The organism is Morganella psychrotolerans (assembly GCF_001676155.1).
In the GTDB taxonomy this organism is placed as follows: domain Bacteria; phylum Pseudomonadota; class Gammaproteobacteria; order Enterobacterales; family Enterobacteriaceae; genus Morganella; species Morganella psychrotolerans.
Genome location: NZ_LZEW01000006.1, coordinates 1 through 23,565, shown reverse-complemented (window position 1 = coordinate 23,565; position 23,565 = coordinate 1). Strand labels below are relative to the sequence as shown.

The 23,565-nt window shown below is 50.1% G+C and carries 21 protein-coding genes, 1 tRNA gene and 2 pseudogenes; 10 read left to right on the top strand and 14 right to left on the bottom strand.

Annotation, left to right across the window (positions count from 1 at the left end):
- Positions 1-213 precede the first annotated feature (213 nt).
- The 5 genes and pseudogenes from ispC to rpsB form a co-directional block, all read right to left on the bottom strand.
- Positions 214-1,410, bottom strand: coding sequence for a 1-deoxy-D-xylulose-5-phosphate reductoisomerase (gene ispC, locus AYY16_RS09690; protein ID WP_067365627.1), 1,197 nt, complete (start codon positions 1,408-1,410; stop codon positions 214-216).
- Positions 1,411-1,630: 220 nt separating this feature from the next.
- Entirely contained in the window at positions 1,631-2,188 is a 558-nt protein-coding gene (gene frr / locus AYY16_RS09685; RefSeq protein WP_067365624.1) for a ribosome recycling factor, read from the bottom strand.
- A gap of 116 nt (positions 2,189-2,304) precedes the next feature.
- Positions 2,305-3,033, bottom strand: a complete 729-nt coding sequence (gene pyrH, locus AYY16_RS09680) for a UMP kinase (protein WP_067365621.1) — start codon at positions 3,031-3,033, stop codon at positions 2,305-2,307.
- 125 nt (positions 3,034-3,158) lie between these two features.
- Positions 3,159-4,014 (bottom strand): annotated as a pseudogene (gene tsf, locus AYY16_RS09675) (translation elongation factor Ts).
- A 143-nt stretch (positions 4,015-4,157) separates the two neighbouring features.
- Entirely contained in the window at positions 4,158-4,877 is a 720-nt protein-coding gene (gene rpsB, locus AYY16_RS09670; RefSeq protein WP_067365618.1) for a 30S ribosomal protein S2, read from the bottom strand.
- A gap of 361 nt (positions 4,878-5,238) precedes the next feature.
- Here rpsB and map point away from each other — a divergent pair, with 361 nt between their 5' ends.
- The 4 genes from map to AYY16_RS09650 all read left to right on the top strand — a co-directional run bounded on the left by map (position 5,239) and on the right by AYY16_RS09650 (position 10,226).
- A complete protein-coding gene (map, locus tag AYY16_RS09665; protein ID WP_067365615.1) occupies positions 5,239-6,036 on the top strand; it encodes a type I methionyl aminopeptidase in 798 nt (265 codons plus the stop codon).
- A gap of 179 nt (positions 6,037-6,215) precedes the next feature.
- A complete protein-coding gene (gene glnD / locus AYY16_RS09660) occupies positions 6,216-8,870 on the top strand; it encodes a bifunctional uridylyltransferase/uridylyl-removing protein GlnD (RefSeq protein ID WP_067365612.1) in 2,655 nt (884 codons plus the stop codon).
- 37 nt (positions 8,871-8,907) lie between these two features.
- Positions 8,908-9,732 carry a 2,3,4,5-tetrahydropyridine-2,6-dicarboxylate N-succinyltransferase gene (dapD, locus tag AYY16_RS09655; RefSeq protein WP_067365607.1) on the top strand — a complete coding sequence of 275 codons (825 nt, stop codon included), beginning with the start codon at positions 8,908-8,910 and terminating at the stop codon, positions 9,730-9,732.
- Between the two features lie 107 nt (positions 9,733-9,839).
- A complete protein-coding gene (locus AYY16_RS09650; RefSeq protein WP_067365604.1) occupies positions 9,840-10,226 on the top strand; it encodes a DUF3461 family protein in 387 nt (128 codons plus the stop codon).
- A gap of 120 nt (positions 10,227-10,346) precedes the next feature.
- On the opposite strand, the gene AYY16_RS09645 is transcribed toward AYY16_RS09650, so the two are convergent.
- The 4 genes from AYY16_RS09645 to syd form a co-directional block, all read right to left on the bottom strand.
- Positions 10,347-10,796: a flavodoxin gene (locus tag AYY16_RS09645; RefSeq protein WP_067365601.1), complete on the bottom strand. Its 450-nt coding sequence runs from the start codon at positions 10,794-10,796 to the stop codon at positions 10,347-10,349.
- Between the two features lie 67 nt (positions 10,797-10,863).
- Positions 10,864-11,589, bottom strand: a complete 726-nt coding sequence (truC, locus tag AYY16_RS09640) for a tRNA pseudouridine(65) synthase TruC (RefSeq protein WP_067365598.1) — start codon at positions 11,587-11,589, stop codon at positions 10,864-10,866.
- A complete protein-coding gene (locus tag AYY16_RS09635) occupies positions 11,586-11,909 on the bottom strand; it encodes a YqcC family protein (protein WP_067365595.1) in 324 nt (107 codons plus the stop codon). Before AYY16_RS09635 ends, truC begins: the two co-directional genes overlap by 4 nt.
- A 431-nt stretch (positions 11,910-12,340) precedes the next feature.
- Positions 12,341-12,892, bottom strand: a complete 552-nt coding sequence (syd, locus tag AYY16_RS09630) for a SecY-interacting protein (protein WP_067365593.1) — start codon at positions 12,890-12,892, stop codon at positions 12,341-12,343.
- A 109-nt stretch (positions 12,893-13,001) separates the two neighbouring features.
- Here syd and queF point away from each other — a divergent pair, with 109 nt between their 5' ends.
- The 3 genes and pseudogenes from queF to xni all read left to right on the top strand — a co-directional run bounded on the left by queF (position 13,002) and on the right by xni (position 16,099).
- On the top strand, positions 13,002-13,853 hold the full coding sequence (gene queF / locus AYY16_RS09625; RefSeq protein WP_067365591.1) for an NADPH-dependent 7-cyano-7-deazaguanine reductase QueF: 852 nt from the start codon (positions 13,002-13,004) through the stop codon (positions 13,851-13,853).
- Positions 13,854-13,916: 63 nt separating this feature from the next.
- Positions 13,917-15,284, top strand: coding sequence for a nucleotide 5'-monophosphate nucleosidase PpnN (gene ppnN, locus AYY16_RS09620; protein ID WP_067365588.1), 1,368 nt, complete (start codon positions 13,917-13,919; stop codon positions 15,282-15,284).
- A gap of 61 nt (positions 15,285-15,345) precedes the next feature.
- Positions 15,346-16,099, top strand: a pseudogene (gene xni / locus AYY16_RS09615) (flap endonuclease Xni).
- A gap of 179 nt (positions 16,100-16,278) precedes the next feature.
- Here the strand turns inward: xni and rlmM are convergent.
- Genes rlmM through AYY16_RS09600 form a run of 3 tightly spaced genes read right to left on the bottom strand, consistent with a single transcriptional unit; the run spans position 16,279 to position 18,718 of the window.
- Positions 16,279-17,376: a 23S rRNA (cytidine(2498)-2'-O)-methyltransferase RlmM gene (gene rlmM, locus AYY16_RS09610; RefSeq protein ID WP_067365585.1), complete on the bottom strand. Its 1,098-nt coding sequence runs from the start codon at positions 17,374-17,376 to the stop codon at positions 16,279-16,281.
- Positions 17,369-17,764 carry a DUF423 domain-containing protein gene (locus tag AYY16_RS09605; RefSeq protein WP_067365583.1) on the bottom strand — a complete coding sequence of 132 codons (396 nt, stop codon included), beginning with the start codon at positions 17,762-17,764 and terminating at the stop codon, positions 17,369-17,371. Before AYY16_RS09605 ends, rlmM begins: the two co-directional genes overlap by 8 nt.
- A 27-nt stretch (positions 17,765-17,791) precedes the next feature.
- Entirely contained in the window at positions 17,792-18,718 is a 927-nt protein-coding gene (locus AYY16_RS09600; protein ID WP_067365579.1) for a transcriptional regulator GcvA, read from the bottom strand.
- Between the two features lie 658 nt (positions 18,719-19,376).
- On the opposite strand from AYY16_RS09600, the gene csdA reads away from it, so the two are divergent.
- Together csdA and csdE are read left to right on the top strand one after the other, a co-directional pair.
- Positions 19,377-20,585 (top strand): cysteine desulfurase CsdA, encoded by a 1,209-nt coding sequence (gene csdA, locus AYY16_RS09595; RefSeq protein WP_067365576.1) that lies wholly within the window; start codon positions 19,377-19,379, stop codon positions 20,583-20,585.
- 25 nt (positions 20,586-20,610) lie between these two features.
- A complete protein-coding gene (gene csdE, locus AYY16_RS09590) occupies positions 20,611-21,057 on the top strand; it encodes a cysteine desulfurase sulfur acceptor subunit CsdE (protein WP_067365678.1) in 447 nt (148 codons plus the stop codon).
- 8 nt (positions 21,058-21,065) lie between these two features.
- Here the strand turns inward: csdE and tcdA are convergent, their stop codons facing one another.
- Both tcdA and mltA read right to left on the bottom strand, forming a co-directional pair.
- Entirely contained in the window at positions 21,066-21,881 is an 816-nt protein-coding gene (gene tcdA / locus AYY16_RS09585) for a tRNA cyclic N6-threonylcarbamoyladenosine(37) synthase TcdA (protein ID WP_067365573.1), read from the bottom strand.
- Between the two features lie 91 nt (positions 21,882-21,972).
- Entirely contained in the window at positions 21,973-23,070 is a 1,098-nt protein-coding gene (gene mltA, locus AYY16_RS09580) for a murein transglycosylase A (protein ID WP_067365570.1), read from the bottom strand.
- Positions 23,071-23,430: 360 nt separating this feature from the next.
- Between mltA and AYY16_RS09575 the strand changes: the two genes are divergently transcribed.
- Positions 23,431-23,507 (top strand) — tRNA-Met (locus AYY16_RS09575).
- Positions 23,508-23,565: the final 58 nt, after the last annotated feature.

Here is a 23,565-nt window from a genome sequence, read left to right as displayed (position 1 = left end):
CTGTCACGCAAGTTAATCCTTTGAGATATCGGCTAATGCAGGGCGTCTGACACAAAAACACCGTGTGAGGTCACGGTGCGGGTATCTGTCAGTCAATGATGACGTCATGCGGTTATTAACCGGTCATTAAAATTCAAATTTATAGAAATCGTAACGCTGAACTATACCACTTGCGCTATTCACCCACAAACGCAACCCGTTAATATAAATTAATTACTTCGCGATATTTCTGATTGATTTCCGGGTCATCTCACGCGCTTCTTTATCAATAATAAGGACATCATCAATCGACTGAGGTTCCGTAAACCGGTGATTTTCTACCACCATCCGGTTTATCTGTGCAATATCTGTGAAGCGGATTCTGTTTTGCAAAAATGCCTGAACGGTTTCTTCATTGGCTGCATTCATCGCGGTTGTCGCCGCCTGTCCGTCATCACAGGCCTCAATAGCCAGCTTCAGGCAAGGGTAGCGCTCATAATCCGGTGTTTCAAATGTCAGCCCGCCCATGCGGGTAAAATCCAGTCGTTCGGCACCGGCAGTCATGCGTGTCGGGTAACTCATCGAGTAACTGATAGGTGTACGCATATCAGGGGTGCCCAGTTGCGCGATAATACTGCCGTCAGTGTAGCGCACCATGGAATGGATAACGGACTGCGGGTGAATAATCACTTCCATCTGCGCGGGAGATGCATTGAAGAAATAACGTGCCTCAATGTATTCAAGACCTTTATTCATCATAGTTGCGGAATCAACGGAGATTTTGCGCCCCATCGACCAGTTCGGATGCGCACAGGCCTGATCCGGTGTCATATTGACCAAGTCAGCAAGTGCCGTTTCACGGAAAGGTCCGCCGGAGCCCGTCAGAATGATGGAATCAATCCCTGCGGCCTGTAAATCAGCATGGCCCAGTGATAACTGAACGTTCGTCGGCAGAGACTGAAAAATAGCATTGTGTTCGCTGTCGATTGGAAACAGCTCAGCACGGCTGGCACTCATTGCAGCAAAAAAGAGGCGTCCGCTGGTAATAAGCGCTTCTTTGTTAGCTAACAGAATGCGCTTGTCTGCACGAATCGCCGCTAATGTCGGTAATAAGCCCGCCACGCCGGTTATCGCCGCCATGACCTGGTCTATCTCATCCAGCTGAACCAGCTCGCAAATTGCATGGCTTCCGCTCAGCACGTCTGTTGCACTGCCATGAAGTTTCAGCTGTATCCGTAATTCACCGGCAGCCACTTCGTCAGATAACACCGCGTAGCGGGGTTTAAATTCCAGACACTGTTCAAACATTATCTGAACGTTTTTCCCGGCCGCCAGAACAACGACACGGAACAGATCAGGATGCTGACGAACAAGGGAGAGTGTGCTTTTACCGATAGATCCCGTAGAGCCGAGGATTGCCAAACCTTTCATGGATAAATTACTCAATGTTGCTTTATACCCTTATTCATTCAAACTGCAGGTTCGTTGGCTGTATCCTGAATGACGTTGGGTATATCGTTATTTCGAATCGCGAAAGTATAGCACTTTGGTGAACAGACAGTGAGTAGTCATTTCTCTGACTAATAGGTAAAAAAATAGTGCCATGAGGCACTATTTTTTTTTATATGTTCTGTTCAAAATCACGTCCGGATTAGAAATCCATCAGCTCTTTTTCTTTTGCTGCCAGTGACTCATCGATTTTTTTGATAAACATATCAGTCATTTTCTGAATGTCATCCTGTGAACGACGATCTTCATCTTCACTGATTTCTTTGTCTTTCAGTAACGCTTTGACTTTGTCGTTTGCGTCACGGCGAACGTTACGCACAGCAATGCGTCCCTGTTCTGCCTCATTACGGACCACTTTGATAAGGTCTTTACGACGCTCTTCAGTCAGTGCAGGAAGCGGAACACGGATAACCGTACCGGCAGAAGACGGGTTCAGGCCGAGATCGGATGCCATAATCGCTTTTTCAACTGCCGGAGACAGTGAACGATCAAATACAGTCAGCGCTAATGTACGCGAATCTTCAACAACGACGTTAGCTAACTGACGCAGTGGTGTCGGTGTGCCGTAATATTCAACAATAATACCGTCAAGCAGGCTCGGAGATGCTCGGCCGGTACGGATTTTGCTGATTTGGGATTTCAGCGACTCAACGCATTTGTCCATGCGTTCCTGCGCGTCTTTCTGGATGTCATTAATCACGTTATGAGTCCTTGGAAACGGGTAGTTTTTCAGACCGCACTGGTCGCGCAGCCCGCGTTATTAGTTTGGCGAATCTATATAAATGATACCGTCAAATGCCGCCGGTGTCCCGGCGTTTAGTCACGCGCAATCAAGGTACCTTCTTTCTCACCCATCACAACACGGCGTAATGCACCGGGTTTGTTCATGTTGAAAACACGGATTGGCAGGTTGTGATCGCGCGCCAGCGTAAAGGCCGCTAAATCCATCACCTTCAGTTCGCGCTCCAGCACATCCTGATAGTTGAGTTTTTCATACAGTACGGCATCCGGATCTTTCGCCGGATCCGCCGAGTAAACGCCGTCCACTTTTGTGGCTTTCAGCACAACATCGGCTTCAATTTCGATTCCGCGCAGACAGGCCGCAGAATCCGTAGTAAAGAATGGGTTGCCTGTTCCGGCTGAGAAAATAACCACACGGCCATGACGTAAGAGGCTGATTGCTTCAGCCCAGCTGTAATTGTCACAAACACCGTTCAGCGGGATAGCGGACATCAGTCGTACGTTAACATAAGCACGATGAAGCGCATCACGCATTGCCAGCCCGTTCATAACGGTTGCCAGCATCCCCATGTGGTCACCGACGACACGGTTCATACCGGCCTCGGCAAGTCCTGCGCCACGAAACAGATTGCCCCCGCCAATAACGACACCGACCTGAATTTGCAGCTCAACCAGCTCCTTGATTTCCTGTGCCATACGGTCAAGTACAGTCGCATCAATCCCGAAACCTTCATTCCCTTGTAAAGCTTCGCCACTGAGCTTCAGCAGAATACGTTGATATACAGGTTTTGCATTGGTAGCCATGGTGTTCTGTCCTAAACAGATGATTTATTGCCAGAGATACCCGGACGATTGCCGGATAATAAACAGAGGTACTATTACAGATACAGATAAAACAGAACCGCCTTCCGGCGGCTCTGGTGCAATGATTATTTACCGCTCATTGCCGCAACTTCAGCAGCGAAGTCAGCTTCAGCTTTCTCGATACCTTCACCCACTTCAAAGCGGATAAATGCAGTCACGTCAGCGCCGTTTTCTTTTAACAGCTCACCAACAGACTTGCTTGGCTCCATGACGAACGGCTGACCGGTCAGAGAGATTTCGCCGGTGAATTTATTCATACGGCCGAGAACCATTTTCTCTGCGATTTCTTGTGGTTTACCGGATTGCATAGCAATATCCAGCTGAATTTGTTTCTCGTGAGCAACAACATCAGCAGGAACATCACCCGGTTTCACGTATTCTGGTTTGCTTGCAGCAACGTGCATTGCGATGTGCTTGAGCAGCTCTTCATTAGCGTTGGTACCTGCAACCAGAACACCAATACGTGCGCCGTGCATATAAGTACCGACCATGTCGCTTTCTAAAACAGCTACACGACGAAAACCAATGTTTTCACCGATTTTAGTAACCAGTGTTACACGCTGATCTTCAAATTTTGCCGTGATTTGTTCAACATCAGCTGTTTTTTCAGCCATAACGAAGTTCAGGATATCCTGAGCAAACGCAATGAAACCTGCATCTTTGGCAACGAAGTCTGTTTCGCAGTTAACTTCAATCAGTGCGCCAAATTTTGCATCTGCGCTGACCGCAGATAAGATAATACCTTCAGCAGCAACGCGACCTGCTTTTTTCGCTGCTTTTGCCTGGCCGGATTTGCGCATGTTATCGATAGCTAATTCGATATCACCGTTTGCTTCAACCAGTGCTTTTTTTACATTCCATCATACCTGCGGCTGTACGCTCACGCAGTTCTTTTACCAATGCAGCGGTAATTCCAGACATGTGTTTATTTCCTCGATGAGCTCGCAGAAACTGTTTCTGCGGGGAGTTGTTCGTATATCAGATGCGTATAGGGAGCCATGAAGGCTCCCTAACCATTTGCAGCAATACCTGGTTAATAAGAGCGCTCTGAGAGCGAACCTCTATTATTCAGTAACTGTTTCTTCAGCCTGAACAACCAGATCCTGTGAACGACCTTCGCGGATAGTTGTCGCTACAGCGCCCAGGTACAGCTTGATTGCACGAATTGCATCGTCGTTACCCGGAACGATGAAATCAATTCCGTCAGGATCAGAGTTAGTATCAACGATAGCAAATACCGGGATACCCAGGTTGTTTGCTTCTTTGATTGCAATGTGCTCGTGCTCTGCATCGATAACAAACAGAGCGTCAGGTAAACCGCCCATGTCTTTGATACCACCCAGGCTGTTTTCTAACTTACCAAGTTCACGCGTACGCATCAGCGCTTCTTTCTTGGTCAGTTTTTCAAAAGTACCGTCCTGAGACTGTGCTTCTAAATCTTTCAGGCGTTTGATTGACTGACGCACTGTTTTCCAGTTAGTCAGCATACCGCCTAACCAGCGATGGTTAACAAAGTACTGGTCACAGCTGATTGCTGATTCCTGAATTGCTTCCACAGCAGCACGCTTAGTACCGACAAACAGAATTTTGCCTTTACGTGAAGCGATTTTGTTCAGTTCAGCCAGCGCGTGGTTGAACATAGGAACAGTTTTTTCCAGGTTGATGATATGCACTTTGTTACGGGCACCAAAGATGAATGGTTTCATTTTCGGGTTCCAGTAACGTGTCTGGTGACCGAAGTGAACGCCCGCCTGGAGCATATCGCGCATGGAAACAGTTGCCATTTTAAACCTCTGTAAATAGTTAGTTGGGGTTATGCCTCCACGGATCCCATGCTACCGACTCCCTGTCAGCTGAACGCTTCGGAGCACCCCGGCGCATGTGCCGATCCGTGTGTGTTATACACAGTTGAGTTATTAAAAGTTCGGCTCCCGGGCAAAAATACACGGAATACCGGCGCGCTTTATACCATAAATACCCCGGCGATACCACTTTTTCTGCATTTTTCACCTGAAAAACGACGGTGTATTACTCAACTCCCGGCGCACAATGATTGGCATCCTTTTCTCCGGCTGTTAACATACCGCCGACTTAATTCCCACTTTCCTAAGTAACGGGATAATCCCGGTTCGGATACCTACAATTATGGCAATCACAATCAAAACAGAAGACGACATCCGGAAAATGCGTGTCGCCGGTCGTCTCGCAGCCGACGTTCTCGAGATGATAAAACCGCATGTTGTGCCGGGCGTCAGCACCGGTGAACTGGACAGACTCTGCCACGAGCATATTACCGTTAAACAGGACGCGATTTCTGCCTGTCTCGGCTATCACGGCTTCCCGAAATCAGTCTGTATCTCCGTGAATGATGTGGTCTGCCACGGAATACCGGACAATGACAAAATCTTAAAAAACGGCGATATCGTTAATATCGATGTGACCGTAATAAAAGACGGTTTCCACGGTGATACCTCTGCGATGTTTATTGCAGGAACCCCGTCAATTCAGGCTGAACGTCTGTGCAAAGTGACTCAGGAGAGCCTTTATCTCGCACTGCGTATGGTCAGACCCGGGATTCGCCTGCGTACCCTGGGGGCCGCTATCCAGAAATTTGTGGAAGGGCATGATTACTCCGTTGTCCGTGATTACTGCGGGCACGGGATCGGCGAAGGTTTCCACGAAGAGCCACAGGTTCTGCACTATGACGGTGATGACGGCGGCGTGGTACTGAAAAAAGGCATGGCGTTCACTATCGAGCCGATGGTTAACACAGGTGATTACCGCATCCGGACAATGAAAGATGGCTGGACGGTGAAAACCAAAGATCACGGTCTGTCCGCGCAGTATGAACACACCCTGGTCGTTACCGACGACGGTTGTGAGATAATGACACTGCGTAGTGATGAAGAAGGCGCACTTTCGCGTATTCTTATCGCGCAATAATCGCACAACAAGTGTCTCTTCGGTTCCGTCCGGCGCTGTTGCCGGGCGGGATAACAACCCAAAATCCCCCCGCCCTCTTACCCGCTCCGTTCCCTGACGATAATCCCCCCTGAACGCTGGTTATTTCCCTGCTGACGCAGTAACCTTATTAAAAATATCGTCCCCGATAAGGATCCCTCATGGATATAGCCCGGTCTGCGGCATCAGCCCTCAAACCCGCCTCGCCGCTGTCATTTACTGATGATGATTTGCAGCTTTCTGTGTTGCGGGAACACCTTGAACACTACCACCGCTGGCAGGCAGAAGCTTTCCGTGAAGGACAGCCCGTGCATTCCCTGCTGCTGACCCGCAGTGATTATATTGATCAGTTGCTTATCCGCCTGTGGCAGTTTACCGGGTTTGAGGATATTGCCGGATTTTCACTGATTGCTGTCGGCGGTTACGGGCGACGGGAGCTGCATCCGTTATCTGATGTGGATATTCTGCTGCTCAGCGAAGCGTCGCTGCCGGACGCACTCACACCGAAAATCGGTGAGTTTATCGCGCTGCTGTGGGATCTGAAACTTGTCGTCGGGCACAGTGTCCGTGACCTTGACGAGTGCATCCGTGAGGGACTGAACGACCTGACTATCGCGACCAATCTGATTGAATCACGCCTTATCTGCGGTTCACTGCCGCTGTTTCTGCAACTGCAAAAACGGGTATTCAATGATGATTTCTGGCCGTCACCGCGTTTTTTTGCTGCCAAACTGGAAGAGCAAAATGCACGCCATGCCCGCTATCACAGCACCAGTTACAACCTGGAGCCGGATATCAAAAGCAGCCCCGGCGGCCTGCGGGATATCCATACGCTGCTCTGGGTCGCCCGCCGTCATTTTGGCGCAACCTCGCTCAGTGAAATGGCCGGTTCCGGTTTTCTGACAAATGCAGAGCGCGAAGAGCTGAATGAATGCCTGGATACGCTCTGGCGGATCCGTTTCGCCCTGCATCTGTCACTGACCCGTTACGACAACCGCCTGCTGTTTGACCGCCAGCTCAGTGTGGCGGAGCAGCTTGGTTATGACGGGGAACGCAATCAGCCCGTTGAACGGATGATGAAAGCCTATTACCGCGTTACCCGCCGTGTATCTGAACTCAATGAGATGCTGTTGCAACTGTTTGATGAGGCGATTTTACACGCCGGTCATCACGAAGCCCCCGGCCCGCTCGATAATGAGTTTCAGTTATACGGACACCGAATCGGCTTAATTAACAGCGATACATTCAGCAACGATCCCGCCGCGATAATGCGGATGTTTTATCTGATGGCCTGTGACGAACGTATTACCGGGATTGATTCCGCGACATTGCGCCAGTTGCGCCATGCCCGCCGCCACCTCGCCCGCCCGCTGATGGAATACCCGCAGGCGCGGAAACTGTTTATTGCTATCCTCCGCCATCCGCGCGGGGTAAGTGCGGCGTTTGTTCCGATGCACCGCCACGGCGTACTGAGCGCCTATATGCCGCTGTGGAGTAATATTGTCGGGCAAATGCAGTTCGATTTATTTCATGCCTATACGGTCGATGAGCACACGCTCCGCGTGCTGGGAAAAATAGACACATTTAAGCGGGAATCTGAACGTGTAAACCACCCGGTTTGTGTGGATGTTTATCCGACGCTTGCGCAGCCGGAGCTGCTGCGCCTTGCTGCACTGTTCCATGATATCGCCAAGGGCAGACAGGGTGACCATGCTGTCGCCGGTGCAGCCGATGCCCGTCAGTTCTGTGAATATCACTCGTTGAGTGAAGAAGATACCTGCCTTGTCAGCTGGCTGGTTGAACAACACCTTCTGATGTCAGTCACAGCGCAGCGCCGCGATATTCAGGATCCGGAAGTGATCCGCACCTTTGCCGACGAGGTCCGGACAGTTGATCGCCTGCGCTATCTTATTTGTCTGACAGTCGCGGATATCTGGGCGACCAATGCCTCGCTGTGGAACAGTTGGCGGCGCAGCCTGCTTCAGGAGCTGTTTATCAGTACGGAAAACCAGCTGCTGCGCGGGGTACATAACAAACCCAATCTGCGCCAGCGTATCCGCCACCACCGCGATCGCGCCCTGGCACTGCTGCGCCAGTACGGTACGGATGAACATCGCCTTCAGTTGCTCTGGTCGCGCTGCCATGCGGATTATTTTCTGCGTCACACTCCGGAACAGCTTGCCTGGCATGCAAAAGCCCTGATCAATCATGATACGGACTCACCGCTGATCCTTATCAGCAACCAGCGCAGCCACGGCGGCAGCGAGATTTTTATCTGGTGCCACGACCGGCCCTCGCTGTTTGCCTCTGTGGTCAGTGAGTTGGATCGCCGCAATCTGAGTGTTCAGAATGCGCAGATTTTTACTAACCGGGACAATATGGCGATGGACTCCTTTGTTGTACTGGAGCCGGATGGTAAACAGCTTGCCGCCGACCGCCACGAAAGCATCCGTCACGCACTCGCCGCTGCGGTGACCACCGGTTTTATTCCCAATCACCGCACCCGCACCGCTCCGGCAAAACTGCGCCATTTCGATGTGCCGACCCGCATCAGATTTATCCACAACAAACGGGGATTGCGCAGCTATATGGAACTGTACGCATTAGACAAGCCCGGATTGCTGGCGCAGGTCGGACAAATTTTTGCCGGGCTGGGTTTGCAACTGCATGGTGCGCGGATCACCACAACCGGCGAAAAAGTGGAGGATATCTTCATTCTGACGGATAAGGATAATAAAGCGCTGAATAAAAACATTCAGGAAGAACTGGCTAAAAGGTTGACAAAAGCCCTCAATTCAAAGGATAAAACAGAGTAAATTTGTCAAATCACCCGATAAAAGGAAAACGACGTCAATGCAGCAATTACAGGCCATTATTGAATCCGCCTTTGAAGACCGCGCCGCTATCACTCCGGCAACCACCACACCAGCACTGCGCGAAGCAGTCAATCAGGTGATTGAGTTACTGGATTGCGGGAAACTGCGGGTCGCAGAAAAAATCGGCGGCACCTGGGTAACCCATCAGTGGCTGAAAAAAGCAGTGCTGCTCTCTTTCCGTATCAGTGATAATCAGGTCATGGATGGCGCAGAGTCCCGCTATTTTGATAAAGTCCCGATGAAATTCGCCGGATACGACCAGGCACGTTTTGAGCGCGAAGGCTTTCGTGTCGTACCACCGGCAGCCGCCCGCCGTGGCGCTTATATTGCCCGCAACACCGTACTGATGCCGTCTTATGTCAATATCGGGGCTTATGTGGATGAAGGCACAATGGTCGATACCTGGGCGACCGTCGGCTCATGTGCGCAGATCGGGAAAAACGTACATCTCTCCGGTGGTGTCGGCATTGGCGGCGTGTTAGAACCGTTACAGGCAAATCCGACTATTATTGAAGATAACTGTTTTGTCGGCGCGCGTTCAGAAGTGGTTGAAGGCGTGATCGTGGAAACCGGCTCGGTCATTTCGATGGGCGTTTTCATCGGACAGAGCACCAAAATTTACGATCGTGAAACCGGCGAAATTCACTACGGACGTGTACCGGCCGGCTCAGTGGTTGTCTCCGGCAATCTGCCGTCAAAAGATGGCAGCTACAGTCTCTATTGTGCGGTAATTGTCAAAAAAGTGGATGAAAAAACCAGGGGTAAAGTCGGGATTAATGAATTGTTACGCACCATAGACTAATCTCAGAAATAGCGGATAATAACTCCGCTATTTTATTATCCGTGCAGTTTATCTTTCGCCGAATCCGGCGAAAACAGAACAGAATATACTCTAAATAGGTGACGCACATGTATGACAATTTAAAAAGTCTGGGAATTACGCATCCTGAAGATATTGATCGCTATACCCTTCGTCAGGAAGCGAACAATGACATTCTGAAAATCTATTTTCGCAAAGATAAAGGTGAGTTTTTTGCCAAAAGCGTGAAGTTTAAATACCCGCGCCAGCGCAAAACTATTCAGGACGCGCAGGGCTTTAAAGAAGTCAACGAAATTAACAGCAATCTTCGTTATGTTATTGAAGAGCTGGATAAAATCTGCAAACAAGATGAAAGCGCGCTGCCGGAAGTTGATCTTAAACGCAAGATCCTCGACGATCTGCGCCATCTGGAGCATGTTGTGTCAAACAAAATCGCTGAGATTGAAAGCGATCTTGAAAAACTGACCCGCAAATAATCCTCAGTCGATACCCTTATTCATGCAGGATGCAGCCAACACACCGGCAGCCTGCATGAATAAGGGTATCTATACTGCGCCGTTGTGCCATACCGGCTTATAACGGCGCTGTTTTTACTGTTACTTAATCTGCGCTGCCCACTCAGTTATCCACGCCAATGCATGCTCTTCAGGCACGGCAACGTCTGCGCCATCAATCACCAGCATCTCACCAATGCGCTGCGCCTGTTGCTCTTGCAACAATTCATCAAACTGCTGACCACCACCGGCAAAGTTATCATAACTGCTGTCACCCAGCGCGATAATGCCGTAACGCAGGGATGGCTGATAGCCTACCTCATCACGCAGCCCGGCAAACAGCGCACGGATATTATCCGGCAAATCGCCCTGCCCGGTCGTAGAGGTAATCACCAGCGCCACATCCGTAAGATACGCTTTCCACTGTGCAAGTTCCGGTTCATCAAATAATGTCACATCATGACCGGCGTCCGTCAGAACAGCCTGTGCTTCTTCACCCACAGCCAGAGAATTGCCATACACTGTGCCGACAAAAATACCGATACGCGCCATCACTTGTCCTTTTCAGTCAGATTTAATTATAAAGATCATATTGTTATACTATTCAGGTCAGGGCAACTCAGGGCAACGTCCAGCCAAACTGTGCCGCAACCTGCTGCCACTGCTCATCAAACGGTGCGCGGAACACTAATGGTGCGCCGGTAACCGGATGCATCAGAGACAGCTCAGAGGCGTGCAGCATCAGTCTGCGGCTGCCGAAATACTCAGTGAAGCCCCGGTTTTGCCGCAGGTCGCCGTGTGCGCTGTCGCCGATAATCGGGTGACGCAAATGGGTCATATGGCGGCGCAGCTGATGTTTTCGCCCGGTTTCCGGTTTCAGCTCCATCAGGGTATAACGGGAGGTCGGATAACGTCCGACAGCGACCGGGCATTCAATCCGCTCCAGCGGGCGGTAGTGAGTCACCGCCGGTTGCGCCGGTTTTTCCGTGGCAAATTTATCGGCAATTTTATCCAGCTCTTCCGCCAGCGCATAATCCAGCGTGGCGGTTTCTTCTATCCAGCCGCGCACAACAGCATGATAGGTTTTCTGCATTTCGTGGCGTTCAAGCTGCTGAGACAGCAGCCTTGCCACATCGGAAGAGAGTGCCATCAGCAATACACCCGATGTCGGGCGATCCAGGCGGTGGACGGGAAAAACATGCTGACCAATCTGGTCGCGCAGTGTCTGCATCACAAAAACCGTCTCATGGCGGTCAAGCCAGCTGCGGTGAACTAACCATCCGGCAGGCTTATTGATTGCGATGAGATATTCATCCTGATAACAGATTTCTAATAACTGAGTCACGCGAAAAGCCCGTCCAATGTCCGCAGATGATTTAATAATGTCAGATAGCGAGGCGCATCCGCATCATTGCGGTAATGCTCTTCAAAATACGGGGTTATCTGAAAAGCGGACGGTAATGCTGAACCCTGCTCAATCACGGCATACAGGCGCGGGATAAGTATCCACTGCAACCATTCGTGGGCATTCATGGTATCCACAGCAAACGGCAGTTTACTCTCAAATGCATCCGCCGCCGGCGGCTGCCCCTGCCACAGATCAACTGCGCGCATTTCTTCTTCAATACCGGTAAGAATATCAACAATCTGCTGACGTTTTTTCATAGCTGAAACCTGCTCACTCTGCACAATTAGTTCATCTCAGGAAGGCGGAGCTTGCTGCCTGCCTGCATCCTGAATGACGTTGGGTATAGCGTAACATTGGTGTCAGGTAAGTAAAAATCAATTCCCGCGATCCGGGTACAAAAAAACGCAATAAAAAAGAGGGGGGAAAATCCCCCCTCTTTTTTAATGAAATAACATCCTGTCCCTGAAGAAAATACGTCCGTTTATTTCCGTCCATTTCCTTATGAACACAAACAGGATGCCGGAACCCGCAGGGATAAACAACACAACCACCGGCAACTATCTGTAGCACCAACGTGTAACAAAAAATAACCTGATGAATTATCTGATTATTTTTAACAAACCGTCATAGTTCCCGGACAGAGTTCACCGGATAAAGCGACAGAATCCCACACGGATGTCAGTTATCGTTATGCTGTAAATTCAACGGTTAACAGCGAAAGAAATGTGGCAATATCCGCAGCAAGCACCCGGCGTTTTTTAGTACCGAATGTTTCCAGGAGAACTTCCCCGCTCAGGTTGCAGACAGAAATTATGTCAAACTCTGACGCCAGCGTGGCGATAAACAGGGTCGGCGGAAGCTTGAGACGCCGCTGTGTCACCAGGTGACCTATCAGGTTTTCCTGAAGACGGATAAAATCGTCTTCACTCCAGACCTGTACCAGGCTGAGCGGCAGTCCCTCAAAGTTCGCCTGCATATCCCCGGCGAACTGCTGTGTATAATATTGCACCGCATCCGGATGCACTTCAATTTCCAGCGCATTTTCAACCGGCTGTAAATGCAGATCAGCCGTGAATGCTGCCGGCATCCAGTACACGCACTCATCACCTGTACGAATAATACACGGAGACGGAATACTGTAAAGTTCATAACTGACCGGCGCTAAGCCTGTTTTTTCCTGACATAAACCGACATAATGTTGGGTAAACTGATGTAACGCCTGAGAAACCATTCGGGTCATTTCGCAAAACCTGATAAAAATAAGTGTGCCATATCGCTATAGTAACGTATGACAGGCTATATTGGCGACAGGCCGTACAATTTCGTCATCTGATGTTAAAGGGTTAAATATGTCTCTGTATGAAGGAAAGGCTGAGTTAGCGTCTCTGACGCTGGGTAAAAAAACCGGCTACGAGCAGCACTACAATCCTGCATTATTGCAGGGCGTACCGCGCAGCCTGAACCGGGATGCACTGCATCTGCATGCAGATAACCTGCCTTTTCGCGGTGCTGATCTCTGGACACTGTATGAGCTCTCCTGGTTGCAACCCAACGGGATCCCCTGTATCGCGCTGGGTTATGTCTCACTCGATGCCCGCGGACTGAATCTGATTGAATCAAAAAGCTTTAAACTCTATCTCAACAGCTTTAATCAGACTGTTTTTGCCTCTGCTGATGATGTACAAAAAACGCTGGAGCAGGATTTGAGCACCTGCGCACAGGGCGAGGTAACAGTGGAGCTTCTGCGACCGGAACAGTTCGCCGAACAAAAAATCGTTGATTTTACCGGCGAATGTCTTGATTATCAGGATATTACTATTGCAGATTATCAGTTTAGCAGCGAGTATCTTATTGATGCGGTCAATGACAATGACGATTTCGTTGAAGAAACGTTAGTCAGCCACCTGTTAAAATCAAACTGCCTGATTACACAGCAGCCTGATTGGGGATCTGTCTCAATCCAATACCGTGGTCCGCAGATCGATCGCGCCAAACTGCTGCGCTATCTGGTGTCATTCCGCAACCATAACGAATTTCATGAACAGTGTGTTGAGCGTATTTTTACCGATATCAATACACACTGTCGCCCGGCAACCCTGACCGTCTACGCCCGTTACACCCGGCGCGGCGGGCTGGATATCAATCCGTGGCGTACAAATACGGACTTTACACCGTCCGCAGCCCGTCTGGCGCGCCAATAAGGCAGACAGCGCGGAACGTGTAGAATGAACATATTTTATCCACGGGATAACAAGGAGTTCTGCTTGATCACACATATCAGCCCGTTAGGTTCGATGGACCTGCTCTCTCAGTTCGAAGTTGATGTTTTAAAACGAACTGCGAGCAGCCACCTTTACCGGCTTTACCGCAATTGCTCGCTGGCGGTACTGAACTCCGGCAGCCAGACAGACAACAGCCACGCATTGCTGTCTAAATTTCAGGATTTTGATATCAACGTGCTGCGCCGTGAGCGCGGTGTGAAACTCGAACTGGTGAATCCGCCGCAGAATGCCTTTGTTGACGGAAAAATTATCCGTTCGCTCCAGGCAAACCTGTTTGCTGTATTGCGTGACATTCTGTTTGTTCAGACACAAATTACGGACGCCCAGCGCTGCCGCGGTCTGAACCTGGATGACGGTGCGCATCTGACCAACCTGATCTTCTTTATTCTGCGCAACGCCCGCGCCCTGCATATTGATGAAGATCCGAATATGATTGTCTGCTGGGGCGGTCACTCCATCAATGAAACAGAATACCTGTACGGGCGCAAAGTCGGTAATGAACTGGGGCTGCGCGAACTGAATATCTGTACCGGCTGCGGACCGGGTGCCATGGAAGCGCCGATGAAAGGTGCTGCTGTCGGTCACGCGCAACAAGGCTACAAAAACAGCCGTTTTATCGGTCTGACAGAGCCGTCGATTATCGCCGCTGAGCCACCTAATCCGCTGGTCAATGAACTGATCATCATGCCGGATATCGAAAAACGCCTTGAGAGCTTTGTCCGCCTCGCACACGGGATAATTATCTTCCCGGGTGGTGTGGGTACGGCAGAAGAGCTGCTTTATCTGCTGGGAATACTGATGCATCCTGATAATAAAGAGCAGGTACTGCCGCTGGTCTTAACCGGCCCGAAAGAGAGCGCGGACTACTTCCGTGTCCTCAATGATTTTGTGATCAATACCCTGGGCGAAGACGCCACGCGCCATTATCAGATTATTATTGACGATCCGGTTGAAGTCGCCCGTGTCATGAAGCACGCCATGCCGATGGTAAAAGATAACCGCCGCAGCACCGGCGATGCTTACAGCTTCAACTGGTCGATTAAAATTGCCGATGATTTACAGCACCCGTTTGATCCGACCCATGAAAACATGGCGGCGCTGAATCTTTACCGTAACCAGGCGCCGGAAAAACTGGCGGCTGACCTGCGCCGTGCCTTCTCCGGCATTGTCGCCGGTAACGTAAAAGAAAACGGCTTGCAGGCGATTGCACAGCACGGACCATTTAAAATTCATGGAGAAGAAAGCATTATGCAACGCATGGATGTCATGCTGCGCGGATTCGTCGACCAGCACCGGATGAAGCTGCCGGGCAGCTCCGCTTACGAGCCGTGCTACGAAATCGTCCGCTGATGATTACCTTTCTCTGAACTGACTTCCCCGCCTCCGGCGGGGAAATTCTATATATAAAGCGATTATGATCCATTTACTGATTATCGATGCAATGAATCTGATCCGCCGGATCTACGCGGTACAAAGCCAGTCCGGTCTGGTTATCTGTGAGCAGGCGCTGATGCAGATTCTGGGGCATGCACAGCCCACCCATGCTGTCGCTGTCTTTGATGAGGATGACCGCAGCCACAGTTGGCGGCATCAGTTACTGCCCGGTTATAAGGCCGGACGCAGCGAGATGCCGGATATCGTCAGGCAGGAGTTGCCGCTGCTGCGGGAGATGTTTGCCCGCCACGGCATCAATGCATGGCACTCCGAGGGCGATGAAGCCGATGACCTGGCGGCAACACTGGCGCATAAAGTCGGTCAGGCGGGACATCAGGCAACCATCGTCTCCACAGACAAAGGTTACTGTCAGTTGCTCTCTCCGCATATTCAGATCCGCGATTATTTCCAGAAACGCTGGCTTGATATGCCATTTATTGCCGCAGAGTTTGGTGTTACCTCACAACAACTACCTGATTTTTGGGGATTAAGTGGTATCAGCAGCAGTAAAATCCCGGGCATTGCGGGGATCGGGCCCAAAACTGCGGCTACACTACTCAGCACCTTTACGGATTTGGATACCCTCTATAACAACACAGAACAGGTACCGGAAAAGTGGCGTAAAAAAAATTATCGACGGAAAAGATATCGCTTACTGCTGCCGCGATATTGCCACTCTGAAACGGGATCTTGAATTGCAGGGAAATTTAAATCAGTTGAGATTGCACTAAGGGAACAAGCATTAGCTATCTCTACATAATTCGTTTCTGCCAAAAGTGAAATAATACAAAAAATAATCCCGGCAATATTAGCCGGGATTATTTATATCGCGAAGTAATCAGTCAGGCTATACCCAACGTCATTCAGGATGCAGCCAACGCACCTGCGGTTTGAATGAATAAGGGTATAATCAGAAGACCCGATCCGGATTGTACGCACCCCAAACACGCTGAATATGAACCGTTATCTCTTCGCGGTCATGATATAGCTGCTTGGCATGAATAAGCACATTAATATCCTGAGCTTTCAGCTCTGCAGCCATCTTTTCCAGGATATGTGACACTTCTTCATAGCGCTTTTTCATCGGCAGTTTTAAATTGAAAATAGATTCGCGACACCAGCCGTTCGCCATCCAGGTTGTCATTAACGCCGCAACTTTTGCCGGTTTTTCAACCATATCACACACCAGCCAGGTGATATTTTTCGACGACGGTTCAAACTTAAATCCGTCCTCGCGAAGATGGCGTACCTGTCCGGTATCCATCAGGCTTTCTGCCATCGTGCCGTTATCCACAGCCTGTACGCGCATACTGTGTTTCACCAGCTGATACGTCCAGCCGCCGGGGCAAGCGCCCAGATCCACCGCATGCAGCCCGCCTTCCAGACGCTCTTCCCACTCTTCGTAAGGAATAAACATGTGGAAAGCCTCTTCCAGCTTCAGTGTGGAACGGCTCGGCGCATCTGACGGGAATTTCAGGCGCGGGATGCCCATATAGAATGAAGAGTTATTATTAGAATATGAATAACCCGCATAGCAACAACCCGGCGCAATAAATAAGATGTGAATAACCGGACGACCACGGTTCTCTTTTGCCAGCAGTAATTTCTCCTGACGCAGTGCTGAACGCAGCGGAACGGTAAACTTACGGCAGAACTTCATCAGCTCTTTCGCTTCGTCATTATCCGGCACTTCAACACGCAGTTCACCCGCGCGATCCACAATTCCGGTCAGCATTCCGATAATCGGTGTAATGCGATCGTTTTCCGGTAAATGCTTGAGTAATTCACCCACCACAATCATCTGGCGGGCAAAAATCAATTCTTTAAACGGGATCTCTTTTACAATGCGATCAGCATCATCCGGCTGATAACATTCAAAAATGACATACCCGCTGTTCTCTTTGACACGCGGGAATCCGAAAATCTCAAGGCGTCCGGCTTTATCCGTGATCTCGGCTGCACACTCTTTTTCAAAGCCCGGACGGCAATATAATGCAATTTTATTCATGGCCGGAAGCCACTTTCCTTAGACGCACTGCGCCGATTAATACACAAACCCAGCCTAACAGGAAACTTACCCCGCCAACCGGCGTGAAATAGGCAAAGTATTTCATCTGTAAAAGCGCCATACAATACAGGCTGCCGCTGAACAGTAAAATACCGATCCCAAAAAATAATCCACTCCAGTAGAACCACAATACCACTTTGCGCATCAGTAATGCGGCAAGCCCCATCATCGCCAGCGTGTGGGAGATTTGGTATTGCAGACCTAAATTAATCCAGTCCATCTGATGCTTTGCTAACAAAGGTGTTAAGAGATGGGAGCCTATCGCGCCGAATGCAACATAAAAAAAGCCGCTGAAACCGGCAAAAATTAACATCAACCGACTATTCATTTGCCATTACCTTTTGTGATGATCAGGTTAATCCTGCTCACTTGTCATCCATCCTAATTTTTCCTGCTCACTCGCTGCCTGCGCCATAATCCACTGACGGAACGCAGCGATTTTTCCGGAATCTGCCTGACTGTCCTGGCACACCAGATAAAACGCATTTTTACTGACTAAGATATCTTTAAACGGGCACACCAGTCTGCCGCCATCCAGCTCATTCTTAGCCATCACATTATTGACCAGCGCCACGCCCTGCCCGTGTACCGCAGCCTGGATAACCATTGCGCTATGGCTGAATATCGGGCCATGCTGCACATTTACCTGCTGTTGCAGGTCCGCCTGGCGGATATACGCCTGCCAGTCCCGGCGGGACGAATCATGCAAAAGCGTATGATACGATAAATCGGTCAGCATTTTCAGTGGTCGTTCACCGGTCATCAGTGACGGCGCACACACCGGTATCAGATATTCCGCATATAACCGGTCTGTCCGCAGACCCGGCCAGTTACCCCGCCCGTAAAAAATCGCCACATCCACATCATCAGCCAGTTTATCCTCTTCCCTGTCCACCGCCTGGATGCGGACATCAATGGCCGGATACGCCTGGTGAAAACCCGATAAACGCGGAACCAGCCACTGAATGGCAAAACTCGGCGATAAACTGACGGTCAGTGCCCCTTTTGCACTGCGCGCCAGAAGCTTGCGGGTTGCATCATTAATAGAGGAGAAAATCTCTTTGATGTCGAGATAATAACTCTGCCCCTCTTCCGTCAGCAACAACGAACGATTCCGGCGGCGAAATAACTTCAGCCCGAGGAAATCTTCCAGGCTTTTCATCTGGTGGCTCACGGCGGCTTGTGTGACAAATAACTCTTCTGCCGCTTTAGTAAAACTTAAATGACGGGCGGCAGCATCAAAAACACGCAAAGCATTGAGCGGAGGCAATCGTTTGGACATTTTCAGGCTTATTTATCAGAACCGGATACCGGTAACATGGTTTATACCCTTATTCATTCAAACTGCAGGTTCGTTAGCTGCGCTCAGCTAGCCGGGTCACATACTGATGTATGCTCCCCGTCTATCTTCCCTTGCCGCCTGCCTGCATCCTGAATGACGTTGGGTATAGAATAGGATTAGTTTTTTTTAATCCGAAGCATTATAATTTGTCCCTTGATGATACACCAGTAAATACCTATAGTATGCCCACTTCCTGAGCCGGAACGAAAAGTCGGGCAGTAGCGATACTGCAAAACTTTTGGCTATGTGGTTGTGATGTTGTGTTTGCAAGTTGTCCGGAAATTCCGGACATAGTAGCTTAAGCTACTGTTTTTTTCACTTCCTGTACATTTACCCTGTCTGTCCATAGTGATTTTTTGTATGCACCGCCGATTGCGGTGCTTTTTTTTTATTCTTCTCCCGCAAAATTCCCCCAAACGCTACCTGAACTATGCCGGAAATCTGGAAAGACAGCGCAATCTTGATTATAGTAAACTGTCGCTGACGGTGCTACCCGAAGCACTCAGGCCGGTCGCCGGCTGATTTACGCCGCAGATGTACCGGATACCGCACATTTTGCATAAGCTCTGTTTATCTCAGACCCCGATTAATTAAACTGATGAAAACCTTCTCTCCCGACACATTCCGCACCTGCTTTTCCGGCATAGTAAGTGACACCGTTTTTCTCGACAGTGCCGCCACCGCCCTCAAACCGGACGTGATGTCACAGACAACGCACTACTATTATCAGCATAACAGCGGTGCAACGGTTCACCGCAGCCACCATCAGCAGGCACAAACAGCAACGGAGCAGTTTGAACAGGCACGTGATGCCGTCTGCCGGCTGATTAATGCAGATGATGCCCGCCACTGTATCTGGACAAAAGGCACCACGGAATCCATCAATCTGGTCACACAGGGCTATTTCCGCCCGCGCCTGCAACCGGGTGATGAAATCATTGTCAGCGAACTGGAACACCACTCTAATCTGATCCCGTGGATAATTCTGGCGCAGCAAACCGGCGCAACTCTGGTGAAATGGCCGCTGACCAAAGACCGCACACTCTGTTACGCTCAGCTTCAAACACTGCTTACACCGCAGACCCGCGTGGTGGCTGTCACTCAGATGTCAAATGTCACCGGTTTTCAGCCGGATATTGACCGCACCGCCCGGCTGGCACATCAGCATGGTGCGCTGATTGTTGTCGACGGCGCACAAGGTGTTGTCCATCATCCGGCTGATGTCACACAAAGTGATATCGATTTTTACGCTTTTTCAGCACACAAAATATACGGCCCGAACGGGCTCGGTGTACTGTACGGACGCGGTGAATTGCTTGATGCCATGCAACCCTGGCAGGGCGGCGGAAAAATGCTGACAGATACTGATTTTTTCAGTTTTACCCCGGCACCGGTTCCCGCACGGTTTGAAGCCGGCACACCAAACGTGGCGGGCGTTATCGCTTTCGGCGCAACACTCCGCTGGCTTGAAACCTGTGACCTGAGTGCCGCGCACCATCATACCATTGCCTTATGTGACAGTGCAGAACAACAACTCGCCGCACTGCCCGGTTTTCGCAGCTACCGCGCTCCCGGCAGTCCGCTGCTGGCATTCAATTTTGATAATATTCATCACAGTGATATCGCCATATTACTGGCGGAGAAAGGCATTGCGCTGCGCCACGGGCAACACTGCGCACAGCCGCTTTGTCAGGCGCTGAATACAGACGGCTGCCTGCGTGTTTCATTTATGCCGTATAATCAATCGAATGATATAGATAAGCTGGTACAAGCAATCCGGTTTGCGCTCGATATCCTGGCTGAATGACCAGCCGATGACACAAGAGACACAGATGACACATGTATTTCCGGCACATCCTTTTGGTCACAGCATTCGTCGTGAACAACTCGCAAAAATATTTTCCGCCTGTCACTCCCGGGAAGAAAAGTACCGTCAGTTAGTGATCCTTTCCCGTCAGTTACCGGCACTGCCGCCGGAAAACAGAACCGGGGATACCGAAATTAAAGGCTGTGAAAACCGGGTCTGGCTGGATGGCGTACGGAATAATGACGGCACACTGCATTTTTGGGGTGACAGTGACGGGCGGATTGTCAAAGGGCTGCTGGCGGTTCTGCTGACAGAGATTGAAGGATTGACGCCCGCAGAGCTGCTATCTCTTGATCTGCCGGTCATTTTTGAACAATACAAACTAAGCGATCAGCTTAGTCAGTCGCGGCGCAACGGTATTGCGGCACTGATTGATGCCGCACGTATTATCGCACAAAAATTCAGCGACTGACCGGCACGTTATTCAGCCGCCGCACGCGCGGCTTTTGCCATCAGTTTTTTCAGGGCGTGAGATACCGCAACAAACCCGAATGAGGCCGTCACAACGGTGGCGGCACCAAAACCCGCTGCACAATCCATCCGCATACTGCCTTCTGCGGTATTTTTCATGCCACAGACTGCACTGCCGTCTGCCTGCGGGTAACGTAATGCTTCTGTTGAGAAAACACACTCAATTCCCAACCGTCCTTTGCTGTTTTTAAGCACGCCATGCTCTGATTTCAGGCGCTCACGCAGTTTTGCAGCCAGCGGATCCTGAAGTGTTTTCGCCAAATCAGCGACCTGAATCTGTGTCGGATCAATCTGTCCGCCCGCCCCGCCGGTTGTGACCAACGGAATTTTATTGCGGCGGCAATACGCCAGCAGCGCGGCTTTCGGGCGAATGCTGTCAATCGCATCAATCACGTAATCAAACCCTGGCTGCATCATTTCCGGTACATTATCCACCGTCACAAAATCATCCACACAATGCACCTGACATTCAGGATTGATCGCAAGTATCCGCTCACGCATCACCTCAATCTTAGGCTGTCCGATTGTTCCCTGCATCGCGTGGATCTGCCGGTTAATATTTGTCACGCAAACATCATCCATATCAATCAATGTAATCGCCCCGATCCCGGTACGTGCCAGTGCTTCTGCCGCCCAGGAGCCGACACCGCCGATGCCGATGACACAGAAATGAGAACGGGCAAATAAATGAAGCGCCTGCTGACCATAAAGGCGGCCAATACCCGCAAAGCGTTGCAGGTAAGCATCAGATAAAAGGTTTTGCATAATCGGGAACCTGAGGTGAAAAAGTCACGGAAACAACGGAGAAATGATCCCGGTGCATACCTTTGCAAGTATACACCGGACAGAAAAAAGACTACAGAACCGGGTTTAAGATAGGCGGAGTGCCTTTCTTCAGTACCCACACGCGCCCGTAATGGTTATAAAATCCGGCCATCATCCCGGCATCATGCCCGATACCATGGTAAATATCGAAATGGTGCCCTTTAATAGCACCGCCGACATCCAGCGCAACCATCAGGCGCATATCATAACGTCCGGTAAAGTTACCCTGGTTATCCAGCACCGGAATTTCTGCCAGCAAAGTGGTTCCCGGCGGGATCAGATTTTTGTCTGATGCCACAGAGGCTTTTGCAATCAAAGGAACAGCACTCGCGCCCTTCACCGGCGCAAACTGTTTTGGTGAGAAAAAGACAAAAGACGCGTTTTGCTCCAGCAGTTCCTGTACTTCCTGCGGGGAGTGATTGTCTGCCCACTGGCGGATAGCCAGCATCGACATATCTTTCTTTTCGACCTCGCCACGTTCAATCAGTACCCGTCCGATACTGGTATAGCCGTGTCCGTTCTTCCCGGCATAGGCAAAAAAGTTCAGCTCAGAACCATCACCGAAATCAATGTAAGCACTGCCCTGCACATCCATAAGGAAGTTATCCATCAGTGAGTTACTGTATGCCAGCACATAATTGTCACTCAGTGCACCTGCATAGATTTGCGCCCGACTCGGCAGGCGGCTGCCTTTTTTCGGCGGCATACGATAAATAGGATACTGAAACTCACCCTGACGGGTGTGGCGCGCCTGAACAACCGGGGTGTAATAGCCGGTAAACTGGACGTTTCCGTAGTTGTCCTTTCCTTCCATCTGATAACTGTGAAGATTGAACTGACGCAACTGCGCGGGATCTGCACCTGAACGCAGCCAGTTTTCGACCGCACGGAAGTTTTCATTATTCGCATTGTACAAACGCGGCGACGCCGTTTTGACAGCATCAACCTGTTTAAGGAAATCGGCCGCATTCACCGGGTTCCCGGGACTGTTAATACCCGCTACTTCCTGTAAATTCTGCGTCAGACGACCATCTTTATATTGCTGACCTTTATCTGTCGGATGCGACTGACAACCGACTAACAGAGAAAACACCACGCCGCACAACAAAAACCTGCCGGTTTTGTTCATACTTATATTTATCCGCCAATGAATAATGTGAATTAACTTAATTTAAGTGCGAACGATAGCAAATCACTTTTATTATGCAACCGATTTACGGGTCCACAGATAAACAGTAATCAGGCTATACCCAACGTCATTTAAGATGCAGGCAGGCGGCAAGGGAAGACCGTCGGTGAGCATAGATAACTATGTGACCCGGCGGGCTGAACGCGGCCAACGAACCTGCAGTTTGAATGAATAAGGGTATAATTGTATTCAAAACAAACGATTCGGGGGATAATCAACCGAAACAAGATAATAGATGGCTTTTTATCAATAAATAACTTGCAACAGCGTATTTCCTGAGTATAGTAAGCGCCTCACAGACGCGGGATGGAGCAGTCTGGTAGCTCGTCGGGCTCATAACCCGAAGGTCGTCGGTTCAAATCCGGCTCCCGCAACCAATAGCTTCTGTGAGATGTAATCAGTACCAAGTTAATGATATTCGGACGCGGGATGTGG

Bases quoted from the DNA above. Each gene is read 5' to 3' on its own strand.
- mltA (WP_067365570.1), bottom strand. From the start codon at position 23,070: ATGAACAAAACCGGCAGGTTTTTGTTGTGCGGCGTGGTGTTTTCTCTG.
- csdA (WP_067365576.1), top strand. From the start codon at position 19,377: ATGAAAACCTTCTCTCCCGACACATTCCGCACCTGCTTTTCCGGCATA.
- AYY16_RS09600 (WP_067365579.1), bottom strand. From the start codon at position 18,718: ATGTCCAAACGATTGCCTCCGCTCAATGCTTTGCGTGTTTTTGATGCT.
- AYY16_RS09650 (WP_067365604.1), top strand. From the start codon at position 9,840: ATGTATGACAATTTAAAAAGTCTGGGAATTACGCATCCTGAAGATATT.
- queF (WP_067365591.1), top strand. From the start codon at position 13,002: ATGTCTCTGTATGAAGGAAAGGCTGAGTTAGCGTCTCTGACGCTGGGT.
- map (WP_067365615.1), top strand. From the start codon at position 5,239: ATGGCAATCACAATCAAAACAGAAGACGACATCCGGAAAATGCGTGTC.
- csdE (WP_067365678.1), top strand. From the start codon at position 20,611: ATGACACATGTATTTCCGGCACATCCTTTTGGTCACAGCATTCGTCGT.
- syd (WP_067365593.1), bottom strand. From the start codon at position 12,892: ATGACCCGAATGGTTTCTCAGGCGTTACATCAGTTTACCCAACATTAT.
- AYY16_RS09635 (WP_067365595.1), bottom strand. From the start codon at position 11,909: ATGAAAAAACGTCAGCAGATTGTTGATATTCTTACCGGTATTGAAGAA.
- glnD (WP_067365612.1), top strand. From the start codon at position 6,216: ATGGATATAGCCCGGTCTGCGGCATCAGCCCTCAAACCCGCCTCGCCG.
- ispC (WP_067365627.1), bottom strand. From the start codon at position 1,410: ATGAAAGGTTTGGCAATCCTCGGCTCTACGGGATCTATCGGTAAAAGC.
- dapD (WP_067365607.1), top strand. From the start codon at position 8,908: ATGCAGCAATTACAGGCCATTATTGAATCCGCCTTTGAAGACCGCGCC.
- AYY16_RS09605 (WP_067365583.1), bottom strand. From the start codon at position 17,764: ATGAATAGTCGGTTGATGTTAATTTTTGCCGGTTTCAGCGGCTTTTTT.
- pyrH (WP_067365621.1), bottom strand. From the start codon at position 3,033: ATGGCTACCAATGCAAAACCTGTATATCAACGTATTCTGCTGAAGCTC.
- tcdA (WP_067365573.1), bottom strand. From the start codon at position 21,881: ATGCAAAACCTTTTATCTGATGCTTACCTGCAACGCTTTGCGGGTATT.
- AYY16_RS09645 (WP_067365601.1), bottom strand. From the start codon at position 10,796: ATGGCGCGTATCGGTATTTTTGTCGGCACAGTGTATGGCAATTCTCTG.
- rlmM (WP_067365585.1), bottom strand. From the start codon at position 17,376: ATGAATAAAATTGCATTATATTGCCGTCCGGGCTTTGAAAAAGAGTGT.
- rpsB (WP_067365618.1), bottom strand. From the start codon at position 4,877: ATGGCAACTGTTTCCATGCGCGATATGCTCCAGGCGGGCGTTCACTTC.